General features: G+C 39.3%; 15 protein-coding genes and 1 other annotated feature. Of the genes, 7 read left to right on the forward strand and 8 right to left on the reverse strand.

All coding sequences use genetic code 11. The features are described 5' to 3' along the window. Positions 1-899 precede the first annotated feature (899 nt). From hisIE to hisG, 8 genes are all read right to left on the reverse strand, one after another. Positions 900-1523 (reverse strand): bifunctional phosphoribosyl-AMP cyclohydrolase/phosphoribosyl-ATP diphosphatase HisIE, encoded by a 624-nt coding sequence (gene hisIE / locus H4J38_RS11385; RefSeq protein WP_182131910.1) that lies wholly within the window; start codon positions 1521-1523, stop codon positions 900-902. Further along, entirely contained in the window at positions 1517-2305 is a 789-nt protein-coding gene (gene hisF, locus H4J38_RS11390; protein ID WP_182131911.1) for an imidazole glycerol phosphate synthase subunit HisF, read from the reverse strand. The genes hisIE and hisF overlap by 7 nt, the downstream gene beginning before the upstream one ends. Before the next feature lie 109 nt (positions 2306-2414). After that, positions 2415-3152: a 1-(5-phosphoribosyl)-5-[(5-phosphoribosylamino)methylideneamino]imidazole-4-carboxamide isomerase gene (gene hisA / locus H4J38_RS11395; protein ID WP_182131912.1), complete on the reverse strand. Its 738-nt coding sequence runs from the start codon at positions 3150-3152 to the stop codon at positions 2415-2417. Between the two features lie 3 nt (positions 3153-3155). After that, the gene (gene hisH, locus H4J38_RS11400; RefSeq protein WP_182131913.1) at positions 3156-3776 is read right to left on the reverse strand and encodes an imidazole glycerol phosphate synthase subunit HisH; all 621 of its coding nucleotides are present in this window, start codon (positions 3774-3776) and stop codon (positions 3156-3158) included. 1 nt (position 3777) lies between these two features. Beyond that, positions 3778-4848 (reverse strand): bifunctional histidinol-phosphatase/imidazoleglycerol-phosphate dehydratase HisB, encoded by a 1071-nt coding sequence (hisB, locus tag H4J38_RS11405; RefSeq protein WP_182131914.1) that lies wholly within the window; start codon positions 4846-4848, stop codon positions 3778-3780. Position 4849: 1 nt separating this feature from the next. Beyond that, positions 4850-5971, reverse strand: a complete 1122-nt coding sequence (gene hisC / locus H4J38_RS11410) for a histidinol-phosphate transaminase (RefSeq protein ID WP_182131915.1) — start codon at positions 5969-5971, stop codon at positions 4850-4852. Beyond that, a complete protein-coding gene (gene hisD, locus H4J38_RS11415; protein ID WP_182131916.1) occupies positions 5972-7330 on the reverse strand; it encodes a histidinol dehydrogenase in 1359 nt (452 codons plus the stop codon). Between the two features lie 2 nt (positions 7331-7332). Further along, positions 7333-8232, reverse strand: coding sequence for an ATP phosphoribosyltransferase (hisG, locus tag H4J38_RS11420; protein ID WP_182131917.1), 900 nt, complete (start codon positions 8230-8232; stop codon positions 7333-7335). 85 nt (positions 8233-8317) lie between these two features. Beyond that, positions 8318-8449: a sequence feature (His leader region), on the reverse strand. A 288-nt stretch (positions 8450-8737) separates the two neighbouring features. On the opposite strand from hisG, the gene H4J38_RS11425 reads away from it, so the two are divergent. From H4J38_RS11425 to fadD, 7 genes are all read left to right on the forward strand, one after another. Continuing rightward, a complete protein-coding gene (locus H4J38_RS11425; protein WP_182131918.1) occupies positions 8738-9067 on the forward strand; it encodes a hypothetical protein in 330 nt (109 codons plus the stop codon). Positions 9068-9238: 171 nt separating this feature from the next. Continuing rightward, positions 9239-11191 (forward strand): ATP-dependent DNA helicase, encoded by a 1953-nt coding sequence (locus H4J38_RS11430; RefSeq protein ID WP_182131919.1) that lies wholly within the window; start codon positions 9239-9241, stop codon positions 11189-11191. Between the two features lie 138 nt (positions 11192-11329). After that, complete coding sequence (gene tsaB, locus H4J38_RS11435) at positions 11330-12016, forward strand: tRNA (adenosine(37)-N6)-threonylcarbamoyltransferase complex dimerization subunit type 1 TsaB (RefSeq protein ID WP_182131920.1); 687 nt, start codon at positions 11330-11332, stop codon at positions 12014-12016. 178 nt (positions 12017-12194) lie between these two features. Then, entirely contained in the window at positions 12195-12617 is a 423-nt protein-coding gene (locus tag H4J38_RS11440; protein WP_182131921.1) for a hypothetical protein, read from the forward strand. Next, entirely contained in the window at positions 12610-13314 is a 705-nt protein-coding gene (locus tag H4J38_RS11445) for a M50 family metallopeptidase (RefSeq protein WP_259365501.1), read from the forward strand. The genes H4J38_RS11440 and H4J38_RS11445 overlap by 8 nt, the downstream gene beginning before the upstream one ends. A 66-nt stretch (positions 13315-13380) precedes the next feature. Then, positions 13381-14238 carry an alpha/beta fold hydrolase gene (locus H4J38_RS11450; protein ID WP_182131922.1) on the forward strand — a complete coding sequence of 286 codons (858 nt, stop codon included), beginning with the start codon at positions 13381-13383 and terminating at the stop codon, positions 14236-14238. A 212-nt stretch (positions 14239-14450) separates the two neighbouring features. Further along, positions 14451-16106 (forward strand): long-chain-fatty-acid--CoA ligase FadD, encoded by a 1656-nt coding sequence (gene fadD, locus H4J38_RS11455; RefSeq protein WP_182131923.1) that lies wholly within the window; start codon positions 14451-14453, stop codon positions 16104-16106. Positions 16107-16123 lie beyond the last annotated feature (17 nt).

The raw sequence follows: 16123 nt of genomic DNA on the forward strand, positions 1-16123 counted from the left end.
AGTGTTACTTGAATGTTATTTGAATGTTATTTGAATGTTATTTGAATGTTATTTTAATGTGATTTTTGTCATTGTTTACGCTTTGTCTACAACAGCAAATTTGAAGATTAAACACAGCAACGATGTTAGGCAGAAATGACTAGCCTAAGCTGAAGTCGTGCAATTAATCGATGTTTATTTTACTAGTTTTCATAAAGCGCGCCCAAGCGCTTTTGATTTAAATAATCAATTATTTCTTGTTTGTATTGATTGATGTTAAGTTTTGAGTATTCAGTATTTTAATACTTTTTGAAGATGGCTTGGTCAATAAATAAAATATAGCCATGCGGTAGTATATGGGGTTCAAATTCTTTTGGTAAGCTGTGGCTCTAACCTCTGATGCACTATAATGTTTTCACATAATAAATCTTTCAAGTGTGAGTGATTATTATCTAAGCTACTTCTTAAGCAAATAATATTTAAATATTATTTGCTAATCCTCAGTGGTGCTTTAAAAGCCTATACAATGTCGTTTTGAATTATATGACACACTTTTAGCTAGCGGCTGACTGTTTTTTGGGGAGTCTTTAGACGCTGATATAGTCAATAAGTACTTGAGTCAATCATCGATCGCTAAAATAATGCTAGTGTGATATGAGCTTTGCTATAGGGAAGATATTTATATCGCAGACTTGAAATTTTAGCGGTATTTCTCACATTACTTAAAACTGACTGATCCTAATACCAATATGACTAAATTATTGGCCACTTTTACAAGTAAAAATACCTCAAGGCAGCGTTGCTCTCAAGCCCAAAAGTCAACTATTGGGTAATTTAACGCCTGCCTTGATTTATTTCTTATGATCATCAAGAGCACAAATACCAGTAAACCGGTGTCATAGTCGTTTTTAACTCGTCATTTATTTTTTTTGATGTCGTGCCTGTAATACTTCCATTACCTCACTTAGGTCAATATTTTGGTCTTGTAATAGTACTAAGGTGTGATAAAACAAGTCAGCACATTCACCCAATAAATCTTCTTTGGTTTCAGCCACAGCAGCTAGCGCAACTTCTACGCCTTCTTCGCCAACTTTTTGCGCAATTTTAGTGGTGCCTCGTGAAAATAAATGTGCGGTATAACTATCTTCTGGGGCATCATTTTTACGACTGGCAATAACTTGTTCAAGTTGACTGAGAAAGTTTTGTTGGCTTATGGTTTGTTCAGGAAAGCAAGACTCTGTGCCTAAATGACAAGTAGGGCCTTGTGGTCTACAAGCGATAAGCAAACTGTCTTGATCACAATCGGTTACTACTTGGCTTACCTTTAAATAGTTACCACTAGTTTCGCCTTTGCACCAAAGTGCTTGTTTAGCGCGGCTGTAAAATGTCGCTAAGCCTGAGCTTAATGTTTTTTCTAAAGCCTCAACATTCATATAGCCTTGCATTAAAACCGCGCCGGTATCTTGATGCTGAATTATTGCTGGGATCATGCCCGACATTTTATCCCATGCCAGTTGGTTTATATTATCTTGTGTAATTAACATAATCGGATCTCAATTTTTTCATTTTTAAGGGTTTGCTTTAATTCGTCCATGGGGATAATACCTTTATGGAAAACACTGGCAGCGAGTGCACCGTCAACATCTGCTTGTTGAAAAACATCAACAAAATGGGAGATTTCACCCGCACCGCCAGAAGCGATAAGTGGTACATTACACAAATCTCTCACTTGTTTAAGCTGTTTAATATCATAGCCTTGGCGAACACCGTCTTGATTCATACAATTGAGTACAATTTCACCCGCACCTAATTTTTGTACTTCTTGTATCCAATCTAAGGTGCGCCATTTTGTTTTTTGCGTGCGCGTTTCATCACCAGTAAATTGGTAAACTTGATATTCACCTTCGCCATTGTTCGCGTCTTGATTGAAAAAGCTATCAACACCAACCACAATACATTGTTGGCCAAAAATATCAGCTAAGCGTGAGATTAAACTTGGATCTCTTAATGCAGGCGAATTGATGGAAATTTTATCGGCGCCCATCATTAAAATTTGCTTAGCATCTTCTTCGGTTTTTATGCCGCCAGCGACACAAAAGGGAATATCAATAACTTGAGCAATACGGCTAACCCAGCTTTTATCGACCACGCGATCGTCTGAGCTGGCAGTAATATCGTAAAAAACTAGTTCGTCGGCACCGGCTTCAGCGTACTTTTGTGCAAGGGGAACTATGTCACCGATAATCTCATGATTACGAAATTGTACACCTTTGACAACCTTGCCATCGCGAACATCAAGGCAGGGAATAATTCGTTTGGCTAACATTGTACTAACTCCTTAATTTCGACACTACGAAACTGAACAGCAATACCTATATTAACCGCCTTACCGTCGTGAACATCAAGACAAGCGACTATGTATTTAAGAAAATAAACTATGCGTTTGGCCAGCATGCGATTGCCTCCTCTAAGGTAAACTTACCTTCAAGTAATGAACGACCGAGAATTACACCATCAACACCGGTTGGGATCAGCGCTTTAATGTCATCTAATGAACCAATGCCGCCAGAAGCTTGCCACTTTATGCTAGGGTATTGTTGACACAGTTCTTGATACATACCCACATTGCTGCCCGTAAGCGTGCCGTCTTTGCTGATGTCAGTACAAAGTACATGTAATAAACCGGCGGCTATGTAGTCATCTAATAATGCTTCTAAATTAACGCCACTGTCTTTTATCCAACCGTGCGTCGGTAAGGTTTTATTACCCATCACATCAATTTTTACATCTAGTGCTAGCACGATACGTTCACCACCAAACTCTGTTATCCATGTGCGCACTAAGTCAGGTTCTTTTATCGCCAGTGAGCCAATAACAACACGGTCTGCACCTAAGCTAAGAAGTTGTTGAACATCTTCTTTACAACGCACACCGCCACCCACTTGAATAATCATGCTGTCATGCTTAACTAATGTTTCAAGTAATGCTAATTGGCGTTTATTACTATCTTTTGCACCGTCTAAATCAACAAAGTGCATAACGGTCGCACCGGCTTTTGCGTAAACGTTTTGTCGTTCTTTTGCGGTGTATTGATAGTTAGTTTTTTGTTGGTAATCACCTTGAAATAATCGGACTACTTCGCCGTCGATTAAATCAATTGCTGGGATCATCATGACTTACATCTCCAAAAAATTTTTAATTATTTTACTGCCAAGCGCGCTTGAGCGTTCTGGATGAAATTGACAACCAATAAAGTTGTCTTTTGCAATGGCGGCAGAAAACTCACTACCATATTGACAGCGAGCAAGGGTATATTCAGAAATGGGCGCGGCAAAGCTATGTACAAAGTAGAAGTAATCTTCAGCCTTAATACCTTTGAATATGGGATGGTCGCTAACTTGCGTTAAGGTGTTCCAACCCATGTGCGGCAGGCGTAAATTGTTCGCTTGCAGCGGCGTAATATCGGTAGAAATTAAACCTAAACATTGCACCACTTCATCTTTACCTGCGCCTTCAACAGACGTGCGCGCCATTAACTGCATGCCTAGACAAAAACCTAATACCGGCTGGGTAAGTTGCTGCAACGTCGCCACTAAACCTTTTGCTTTGATATTTTCCATTGCGTGGCGAGCACTGCCAACACCAGGTAAAATAACTTTATCGGCACTTTTAATGATATTAATATCATCAGTAATAGTGATAACAAAGCCTAAACGTTCTACGGCAAACTTAACTGAGGCTAGGTTTGCACAACCGGTATCAACAATGACAAAGTTAGCTTGCTTGTTTTCGCTCATACTACAGGCATCCCTTGGTGCTAGGTAAATCGTCACCAGCAACGGTTATTGCTTGGCGAAGAGCACGACCGAAAACTTTAAATAAGCTCTCAACTTGGTGATGACAATTGCCTTCAGTGGTTGAAAGGTGCAGTGTGATTGCCATGGAATCAGCTAATGAGCGGAAAAAGTGCGAGACCATTTGTGTCGACATTTGCCCAACCCTATTATCGGTAAAGTTCGCGTCAAACTCTAACCAAGGACGACCAGAAAGATCAATCGAACATTCGGCGCGACATTCGTCCATGGGCAAAACAAAGCCAAAGCGGCCGATACCACGTTTGTCACCTAAGGCTTGTTTAAGTGCTTGGCCTAAGGCTAAAGCGGTGTCTTCAACGCTGTGGTGTTCATCAATATGATAGTCACCATCAACATCTACTTGCATGCTAAAGCCGCCATGTGCAGCAATTTGTTCAAGCATGTGATCGAAAAATCCTAAACCGGTTTTGATTTTGATATCACCGACTTTATCTAGGTTAATAGCCACCTTGATATTTGTTTCTTTGGTTGTGCGAACCACTTTTGCAACTCTTGAACTGGTCAGTAGTTGTTCAGCAATGTCATCCCAATTAAGGGTTTGACGGTCATATTTAATCGCTTTAATACCCATATTTTTGGCAAGGGCAACATCGGTGTCGCGATCGCCAATAACATAAGAGTTGGCAAAGTTAACTTTACCTTGCTGTAAATAGTCGCTAACCAAACCTAATTTAGGTTTACGACAACTACAATTGTCTGATTCAAAATGAGGGCAAAGTAATACTTCATCAAAGGTAATACCTTGTGAGGCAAACATGGCCATCATTTTATCATGGGGTAAGTCAAAATCTTTTTGCGGATAGCTGGTCGTGCCTAAACCATCTTGGTTCGACACCATTACCAAACGAAAGCCTTTTTTCTTTAAGGCTATTAACACTGGGATTACGTTAGGTTCAAACACTAACTTCTCTAAGCTATCGACTTGTTTATCAGTAATTGGCTCTTCAATTAAGGTACCGTCTCGGTCGATAAATAAAATATTTTCTTGGCTCATATTAATTCTCTTGTGCCAGCGTTTGGGCTGTTGTCGTAGTAAAACTATGGGTAATAGTTTGCTGTAATAGTGAAAGTTCTCGTTCACTGCCAATGCTAATGCGTAAACAGTTAGCTAAGTTTTGCTGTTTGGATTGGTCGCGTATTAAAATATCTTGGGCTACTAAACTATTAAAAATAAAATCTTTTAGTTCGTTACTTTGACAGCGAAATAAAACGAAATTGGCATCACTGTTAAATACTTCGTCGCACCAACTTTGTTCTTTTAACCACGTTGATAATTGAGCGCGTAAAATGTTAGTTTCTTGCACGCGAATACTCATTTTTTCAAGGCATGGCTGTGCTAATGCTTCACTAGCAATATCGGCAACTGGCGCTGAAATAGGGTAAGGCGCTATCACTTTACTGAGCATTGTGATGACATCTTTATTTGCTAAGGTAAATCCGCAACGTAAACCCGCTAATGCAAAAGCTTTTGATAGTGTTCTTAAAATAACCAAATGCGGATAAGTTTTAAGCCAACTTGCTACTGATTGCTCTGGGCTAAATTCGATATAAGCTTCATCCACCACTACAATGGCTAAGTCGGCAAATAGCTCAAGCGTAGCTTTAATGTCTTGCTGCGAGAGTAAATTACCGGTTGGATTACCAGGAGAGCATAAAAATACTACTTTTGCTTGACCTACTTGTGCCTTTAACCCCGTTAAGTCTAATGACATTTCTGTTGTTAAAGGAACTTTTATAATATCGGCACCGTGATTTTCAGCACTAATCGCATACATACCATAAGTAGGGGGGCAAATTATAATGCTGTCTTGGTAGGCCTGACAAAATGTTCTGATGATCAGCTCTATACCTTCATCAGCACCGCGCGTTGCTAGCAGGTTTTCTGGTGCTATCGCACTATATTCACTGTAAGCATTAATCAAGTTTTCTGGCTGAAAGTCAGGGTAACGATTAATACGGTTACTGTTAACTTGGTAAACACCAGGGCCTGATGCTTCGTTGGCATTTAGCCAAATTTTCCCTTGCATGGCACCGCTACTGGCATAAAGTCTACGTGCTGATTGATAAGGCACCATATCTATTAGTTCTTTACGGGCAAGTTTGTTTGCAATGCTCATTTATGCCTCCGTACTTTTAATATCTGCATCTGCAGGTGTTTCTAATCGAATGGTGACAGCGCGTTTGTGTGCGTCTAATCCTTCAGCATCGGTGAGTTCGCAAATACATTCCGCTAAACTACTTAGACCTTCGCGAGTGATTTCTTGCACGGTAAAACGTCTTGAAAAGTCAGCTAATGACAAACTGCTAATAACTTTTGAATAACCGTAAGTTGGCAACACGTGATTAGTACCACTGGCATAATCACCAGCTGATTCTGGCGTATAGGCTCCGACAAAAATTGAACCAGCATTACGAAGCCCTGTTAATAGCTGTTGAGCATTATCGGTTTGAATAATTAAATGCTCTGGTCCGTATTCATTTGAAATTTCAATGGCTTGAACTAAGTTTTTTGTCAGTATTAAGCGACTTTGCTGTAGAGCTTGGCGCGCTATTTCTGCTCGAGATAAGGTGGTTAGTTGCGCTTCTAATGCTAATTGCACGGCGTTAATTAAGACTCTGCTATCGGATAACAAAATAACTTGGCTGTCTGGTCCGTGTTCGGCTTGCGATAATAAATCTGCAGCAACAAAACCTGCATTAGCATTGGCGTCTGCTATCACTAGCACTTCTGATGGTCCTGCAGGCATATCAATGGCGAAACCATTAACTTGCTGTGACAACTGTTTTTTAGCCTCGGTAACATATTTATTACCTGGGCCAAAGATTTTGTTAACAGGTGCTATGGTTTCAGTACCAAAAGCTAACGCGCCACAGGCATGTGCACCGCCAACGCTATATATTTCATCAATACCACATAATGAAGCAGCAACGAGTATTTCGTCGGCTAATTGACCGCTCTTATTCGGTGGGCAAACCAGTACTTTACGTGGACATTTTGCCAGTTGAGCAGGCACACCTAACATCAACACCGTTGAGGGTAAGGGCGCGCTGCCAGCCGGTATATATAAACCGACACTGTCAATGGCTTCAGTTTTTAAAGTACAAATCACACCAGGTGTGGTTTCAACACGAATGTCTTCACTTATTTGTGCTTGGTGAAAACGTTTGATTTGTCCGTAAGCTGTTTCAATGGCTTTTAGGCGCTTAACCGTTAATCTAGTTTTTGCAGCGGCAACCTGTTCAGGTGTAACTTTAAACGTATCAAGTTTCACGCCATCAAATTTTTCGGTTAAATCAAATAAAGCTTTATCACCATTTTCTCTGACATTAGCGAGAATGTTTTCTACCTGCTGTGATAATAAGCCGCTTTCTGCAATTGCTGGGCGAGCAAGTGCAAAGCTGCGCTGAGCACTAGACAAATCTTCCCAAACAATTAAGTCTTTTAGTTCGGCTGTGTTTTGGTTCTTTATGCTCATGTTTAGCCCATCATTTTTTCAATTGGCATTACTAAAATAGAGTTACAACCTAAAGCGTTAAGTTGCTCCATGGTTTCCCAAAAAAATGTTTCTGTTGCTACAACGTGTACAGCCACAAGATCTTCACGCCCAGCTAAGGGTAATATTGTAGGTGTTTCTTTACCTGGCATAAGTGCACTAACTTCGGCTATTTTATCTTTTGGAGCGTGCAGCATAATGTATTTACTTTCTTTTGCTTTCATCACACCTTGAATACGAGGTAACAAAGTATCAAGAATAGCTTGTTTGTGAGGATCTAACGCACTGGCTGTTTGAATTAATGATGCTTTTGATTGAAAGATTTCTTCTACTTCAACTAGCCCGTTAGCTTCTAGCGTTGCACCCGTTGAAACTAAGTCACATATGCCGTCAGACAAGCCAACACGAGGCGCTACTTCAACAGAGCCTTTTAATAAACAAAACTCGACGTTGATACCATTTTTCTTGGCGTAACGATTGAGTAGTTGTGGATAGGTGGTTGCAAACCTGAGGCCGTCAAGGCTTTTTATACCTTTGTAATTAAAGCCATCTGGCATAGCGATTGACAAACGACAGCCGCCAAAATTTAAACCTGAAGTGCGGATATATTTTGATTTTTGATTCATTAAGGCACGTTCTAACGCGGCTTCTTCTAGGGTATTGTCACCGACTATGCCTAAATCGCAAACACCATCCATCACGAGTCCTGGAATATCGCTACTGCGTACACGCATAATATCTATCGGCATATTAGTAACATGAGCAAGTAAGCGGCGATCAGAGACATTAAGCTTAAGGCCACAACGCTTTAATAGCGCTTGTGTGTCGTCGCTCAAACGACCTGATTTTTGCATTGCAATACGTAAACGTGGTTCTGTTGACATGTTATTTTCCTATTAAATTTTATACTATTTAGTCGCTTTTAATGTGCTTAAAACATCATGTATATACAATTCTAAAGCCATAAAAATGCGAAAACCCCCGAGAGAGGAGAACTCTTTCGGGGGTTTAGAAATTAATTTTTTATCTTACACCGCTGAAAGGTTCAAAGCCCCTCAGCGAATAAACCTGAGCAGCTAATCCGTATGGTGATGATGATGGATGGCAATCAGATTTAAAGTCATATTTTATTTACTCAATGAGTGCTTTAGTAAGCGATGGTGTAAGTTAATTATCTATCTTGTGCTTGAATTAAAGTACTTACTTTAATTGAAACCCAACACTACGTTGATTTTTGAGACAGGGCAAGCGATTAATTTCAACTCGATATTATATTTTGAACTAAGCTAGTATTGTTTAGTTCTAAGGTCTTGAGGCTACAATGTTAAAGATTAACTTAAAATAGCCGATATAAACATACAGATATTATATTTTCAAAAGGGGGCAATAATGGATATTTTTACTACGGCATTAACTCGCGTTGTTGCCGTTCCTATAAAGCCTGTCAACTTAAAAGTTAAAGCCTTGGCGAAAAGCGCTGCAACTAGTGCTGTTTCTGATGACATTGCGGGCTTAGAAGAGCCAGCGTTATATTTTAAAAAAATGCCAGCAGAAAAATCGTCAGATAAAAAAGAAAACCCAGAGCACTCGGAGTCAGTAGCTGTTGAACCATCAAGCGTGCCTACAGATAATACCGGCCAACATGTTGATGTGTTTGATGATAGTGAGGCCACACCCGAAAAAAAAGATGATAAACCGCACCTAGATATTTTCGTATAACAAAAGTAACTGTTTAAGATATTATTTTTTGCAAAGATATTATTAGCGTTTTAACTGATATTGTATTGAGTTTTTATTTAACACCTTATTAGAGAGTATCTGCTTTATTTTTTCTGTTATTTTTATCTATGATGATTATAATGAGCGCAAATTTACCAATGTCGACCCCTCATGAGTGTTGTTGAACATGCGTTTTCACATCAAGGTGCATTAGCGAAAGCCATTAATGGTTTTTCACCACGCCAAGCTCAGCTTGATATGGCATTGGAAGTCGCTAAAGCTATTGAGCAAAAAAGTTCGCTCATTGTTGAAGCGGGTACAGGTACTGGCAAAACATTTGCCTACTTAATTCCAGCACTATTGGCTAACAAAGCTAATGCGGAAAATAATGCCGGGCAGATAAAAATTATTGTCTCAACCGGGACTAAAAACCTACAAGAACAATTATTTCATAAAGACTTACCTTTAATTCGCAAAGCACTTGTTAGCAATGCGCAAGTGGCGTTATTAAAAGGTAGGGCTAACTACCTTTGTATCTATCGTTTAGAACAATATCAACAATCGCGCGGCCAACTTGACGCGCAAACATTAGCCGATTTTGTCAAAGTACGTGCTTGGGCAAATGGCACACACAGTGGCGATATTGGAGAATTGGTTAATGTTACAGAAGGCTCACCAGTATTCCCATTCGTTACCAGTACGGTTGATAATTGTCTCGCAAAAGATTGCCCCAATATTGAAGATTGTTATTTAATTAAAGCGCGAACAAAAGCCATAGATGCTGATTTAGTGGTGGTAAATCATCATTTATTTTTTGCTGATATGGCCCTAAAGGACAGCGGTTTTGGTGAATTAATTCCCAAAGCTGACGTCATGATTTTTGATGAAGCGCATCAAATAGCTGACATTGCCAGTGAATACTTTGGCGAGGCGTTTTCTACTCGGCAGATGCTTGATCTTTGTAGTGATGTTTTACAAGTTTACCGAACAGAATTAACTGACGTAAAACAACTGGCAAAGGCAGCAGAAAAACTGTTAAAAACCAGTCAAGAATTTCGTTTGTTATTTAATTATGATCCTGAACGTGGCAACTGGCGAGAAAAGCATCAGCAACAGCAATTTGCTAATGCTTTTAAACTATTAAAAATTGACTTAGATTTTCTTTATCAAGTGATCAAACTCTGTGTTTCTCGCAATGAGGCTATCGATAATTGTTTTGACCGAGCCGTAAATTTATTAAGTCAATATGAAATAATGGCCGATGTAGATGCCATGGGCATGAGTTTTTGGTATGAAACCACGCCACGCCATGTTGTGTTACATAAAACGCCGTTATCGGTTGCAGATAAGTTTGGCACTTACGTGAAAGAGTCAGGTGCTGGCTGGATATTTACCTCAGCGACCCTGGCTGTAGATGGCGCATTCAAACATTTCTCTAGCCATTTAGGCCTTGAAGATTCAGCGAGTTTATTACTCGATAGCCCATTCGATTATGCTAAACAGTCTCAATTAATAATACCGCGTTATTTGCCTGCCGCTAACGATATGAACCGAGCTAAAGCATTAAGTGAGCTTGCTATTCCCTTAATTGAAGCCTGTGCTGGCGCGTGTTTTATGTTGTTTACCAGTTACCGTGTTATGCATCAGGTAGCTGAGTTATTAACCGAGAGCATTGATAATCCATTATTAGTGCAAGGGCAGATGGGTAAGCGAAAATTACTAGAAGAGTTTGTTGAGCAAGACAGCGCGATATTATTAGCTACGGCAAGTTTTTGGGAAGGTGTCGATGTGCGCGGTGACAAACTTACCTGTGTGATCATCGACAAATTACCTTTTGCTTCACCGAACGATCCTTTGTTACAAGCACGTAGTGAAGATGTAAAACGACAAGGTAAAGACCCGTTTGCCGAAATTCAATTACCGCAAGCCGTAATTGCTTTAAAACAAGGAGTAGGGCGTTTAATTCGTGATGTGAATGACAATGGTATTCTTGTTATATGTGATGACAGACTGGTTAATCGCCCTTATGGCGAAGTTTTTCTTAAGAGCTTACCTGATATGAAACGCAGTCGAGATGTTAACCAAGCAGCAACATTTTTAGCACAACTTGTAGCGCGCGAATAAAGTTGCTCACAATTAAAGCATGCTTTAGTTCACACTAGTAGATTTCAAGCCCGCCAGTGTTAAAGTTTTCTGGGATTAACATAAAATAATGTTAAACTCGCCCGATAAATAACGAAGTAATCTTAAAAGGTTTTTGACGTGAATTTTTTGGCCATCGATGCCTCAACTGAAGCTTGTTCAGTAGCAATTAAATATAATGATAAACAGTTTAGCGAATATGAACTGTGTCCCCAGTCACATAGCTTGCGTTTACTGCCGATGATCGACAGCGTGTTAAAGCAGGCTAATGTTAAGCTAACTGAACTTGACGGTATTATTTTTGGCCAAGGCCCTGGTAGTTTTACCGGCGTGCGAATTGGTATTGGTGTAACCCAAGGTTTAGCATTTTCAGCAGAGTTGTCTGCACGGGGTGTTTCTACTTTACAAGCGATGGCTCAGCAAGCATTCGACAATAAAGGTGAGGGCAAAGTTATTGCAGCAATAGATGCCCGCATGTCAGAAGTTTATACCTGCTACTTTGAAGTTGACGAACAAGGGATTATGCAAGCTAAAACTGAAGAAACGGTGTTAAAACCTGAGTTTGTTGCTCAGTACTATCAAGACCTAGCATTACCGGCTTATGGTGTTGGCACAGGTTGGGATGCTTACCCTGAATTATCTGCATTAAAATCAAATGCTGATTCGCCTGAAATTTTGTTTCCAACTGCTGTGGCTATGTTAACACTTGGGCAAGTGGATTTTGCTCAACATTGTGTTGACGCTGAACACGCACAACCTAAATACGTTCGCGATACGGTTTCTTGGAAAAAGCTTCCTGGAAGATAACGCAAATTTGATAGAGCTTTAGTTTTAATTATTGCTCTTTTATAAGCTACTCACATTGGCTGATTTTACTCTACCCAATTATATTTAATGTAAATTAAGGTCGCTGGTTTATTAACTTTGAGTTTAGTTTGATAAAAAGTAGTGTTCACCCTGACGAGAATTTGTTAAATTAACTTTTATGCAAGTCAATAATTCTGTCAATTTAGCATCCCAAGCTGCCATAGCCTTGGGAAACAGCACCTCTGTACCAGCTCAAGAGCAACGTACTAGAGCACTTGCGCGTGAGAATTTTAACTCTGCAGAACTTACCTCTGAAAATAATAAAACACAAAGTTCACAATCTGATGTTAACGCGCGCCAACGCCTTGATATTGATGAACAGGCTATTGCACTTATCGAACGTGAGCAATTGCCGCCGTCCAATAGTCGCAACAACGCACAACAAAGCTTTACGCCGAACAATCAGCAAAATAGCTACAATAGTGGTTATGATGCGCCATCGAGTCAAAATAAACTAGCAGTAGCTGCTTATCAGTCTGTTGGCGCTATTTCTCAGCGTGATAACATTCAACAAGTTTTTGGTGTTGATTTATTTGCCTGATTCATCGAATAAAAAATTTAATTCCTCCTCTGAAAAATCAACTATGAGCTTTAGCCATAAATATAAATTTTGGCTGATGTTATTAACAGCGTTAATTATTCTACAACTGCCAATTATATCCATTCCATTTAAATGGCTAGAAAGTTATTTTCATGAAATTAGCCACGGTTTAACCGCGCTGTTAACTGGTGGGAGTATCGTTCAAATTCAATTATTTCCTAATGGTGCTGGATTATGTACAACTCGTGGTGGCTCAGCGTTTTTTATTAGTTTGATGGGTTATGGTGGCGCAATATTGTGGGGTACTTTATTATTCTACTTGGCTTCGAGCCATCAAAAAATTGCACAGGTTTGTTCTATTCTGCTGGTCGGGTTATTAGCGAGTAGTATATTGTTGTGGGTAAGAGATTTATTAACCTTATTTATTGTTTCAGTTTTGCTTATTTTAGTGCTAGCGAAAATAAAGTATTCATCACAAAAGTACTTGCAAAAATCATTACAAGTAACAGGTTTATTAGTCTTACTTAATAGTTTGATGAGTCCGCTTTATTTACTAGATGGCCAAGCTCGTGGCGACGGTGCAGCCTTAGCGGATATTACCTATATTCCTGAAATAATTTGGGTTGTTATTTGGTTTTTAGCTGCATTGTTGGCAACCTACAAACTCAGTAAAATATCATTACGCAGCACACGTTAGCTTCTAGAACAACATTATCTTCATTTAAAACAAGCTATACCTTTGTCGGCTTATTAAAGGATTTTCATGCCAACTTCTAACATATTTAAAACAATAGTATTCGATGTTAATGGACGAAAAATTAGCGGCTTAAGTAATGGTAATGTGCAGGGGAAATTGCTTTTATGCTTGCATGGCTGGCTCGACAATGCTGCGAGCTTTGAACCCTTAATGCCACATTTGTCAAACTATCATGTTATTGCCATTGATTGGCCCGGACATGGCTTATCTGATCATCGAAGTGTTGATGCTCATTATCATTTTTTAGATTGGGTGTCTGACTTAATCAATATATTTCGCTCACAACAGTGGCAAGCTATTGATATTGTTGGTCACTCTATGGGAGGAATGGTAGCGTCTGCGTTCGCAGCCGCATTTCCTGAACATGTGAAATCATTAACATTGATTGACTCCATCGGTTTGTTAACGTCCGACGAAATGACCACAACCAAACAATTACGTAAAGGCTTGTTAAGCCGTTTATCGCAAAATACTAAAGTTAAAAAATATCATACTAGTCTTGATTCTGCGATTCAGGCGAGGGTGTTGGTGTCTGACTTAAGCCAAGCTAATGCCGCGTTAATTGTTAAGCGAGGTATTGAGCAAACAGAGTCTGGGTTTATTTGGCGCTCTGACAATCGTTTACGCTCGACTTCTCCATATCGGCTAAGCATGGCGCAAGCGAAGCAGCTTGTTGCAGATATAAGCATACCTGTGCAATTGCTTTATGGCAGTAAAGGCATGGAAATGGTCACTGAAGGGCTAAAACACTTTGGCCCGTTGTTTAAAAAACTATCAGTACATAAATTGATTGGTGGACACCATGTTCACATGGAACAAGCTGAGCATGCTGCTATGCTAATAAATGAGTTTATTCATCAGTAAGTTGATTAGCAAGGCTATCGCTAAGCTAATCAACAAAATTAATTCAGTTTTTTTTAGGTTATTAAGCGTAAATTTCAATTAGTTCAACTAAAATAATTTTACTAATTATCCAGTTAATTTAAACAAGTGTTTAAATTAACTGGATTGACCAGTGAAAATTTGATAAAACTTATCATCAAATTAAGAATAAAAATATAAAGAGGAAATACACTGTGGAAAAAATTTGGCTTGAGAAGAGTTATCCTCCTGGCGTTCCATTTGAAATTGATCCTGATAAATACGCTTCAATTGTCGATATGTTCCATAAATACACCAAGGTTTATGCCGATCGTTCTGCCTTTATTAATATGGGTGCGGAAATTAGCTATCGTGAACTTGCTGAACAGGCAACTAGTTTTGCCGCCTATTTACAGCAAGATTTAGGTTTAGTGAAAGGCGATAAATTTGCCATTATGGTACCGAACTGTTTGCAATACCCTATTGCACTCTTTGGCGCCTTGTTAGCTGGCTTAACCGTGGTGAATGTTAACCCGCTTTACACTGCACGTGAATTACAGCACCAATTAAAAGACTCCAATACCAAAGCAATTTTGATTATTGAAAATTTTGCCAGTATTTTGGAAAAAGTCATTGATAACACACCGGTTGAAAAAGTTATTTTGACTTCGCTTGGCGACCGCTTAGGCACAGTTAAAGGTACGATTGTTAACGGTGTAATTAAATACGTTAAAAAAATGATACCGGCTTTCAATCTTGCTAATACCGAGCATTTTAATAAGGCGTTAGTAAAAGGTGCTAAGCTTTCATTTAAAGCGATTACGCTTACCGGTGAAGATTTAGCCTTCTTGCAATATACCGGTGGTACAACAGGTGTTTCAAAAGGTGCTATGTTAACCCATCGCAATATGGTTGCTAACTTAGAGCAAGCTAAAGCGGCGATTAAACCACAACTAGAAGAAGGTAAAGAACTGGTTGTCACTGCGTTACCGCTTTATCATATTTTTGCTTTAACGGCGAATTGCCTAACCTTTATTACTTTAGGTGGCACAAATTTATTGATCACCAACCCGCGTGATATGCCTGGTTTTGTTAAAGAGCTAGCAAAATATGATTTTACGGCGATTACCGGTGTAAACACTTTATTCAATGGTTTAATAAATACCCCAGGTTTTAGTGAACTAAATTTTTCTAATTTAAAATTATCACTAGGTGGTGGTATGGCTGTTCAACGCCCAGTTGCTGAAAAGTGGGAAAGTATCACGAAAACACGCTTGCTTGAAGGCTACGGTTTGACAGAATGTGCACCTTTAGTAACTATATGCCCATACAACCAAGCGCATTACAGTGGCACCATTGGTTTACCAGCACCTTCAACAGATATTCGTATTGTTTTAGAAGATGGTAGTGATGCTAATGTTGGTGAAGCTGGAGAAATGTGGGTTAAAGGCCCACAAGTAATGAAAGGTTATTATAATCGTCAAGAAGCTACCGATGAAATTTTAAAAGATGGCTGGTTAGCAACAGGTGATATTGCCTGCATGGATGAGAATGGCTTTTTCAAAATAGTGGACCGTAAAAAAGATATGATCATTGTCTCTGGCTTTAACGTCTTTCCAAATGAGATTGAAGAGGTAGTAGCAAGTCATGAAGGTGTATTAGAAGCTGCCGCGATTGGTGTTCCAAATGATGCTTCAGGTGAAGCGGTAAAACTATTTGTTGTTCGTAAAGACCCTAAATTAACCGAAAAAGAGTTGATTAGTCATTGTCGTGAAAACTTAACCAGTTATAAAGTACCAAAAATTGTTGAGTTTCGTGATGAGTTGCCAAAAACTAACGTCGGTAAAATTTTACGACGTGAGCTACGCTAAAACAAATTTAGTTATAT

The organism is Colwellia sp. BRX10-3, from assembly GCF_014077505.1.
Lineage (GTDB): Bacteria > Pseudomonadota > Gammaproteobacteria > Enterobacterales > Alteromonadaceae > Cognaticolwellia.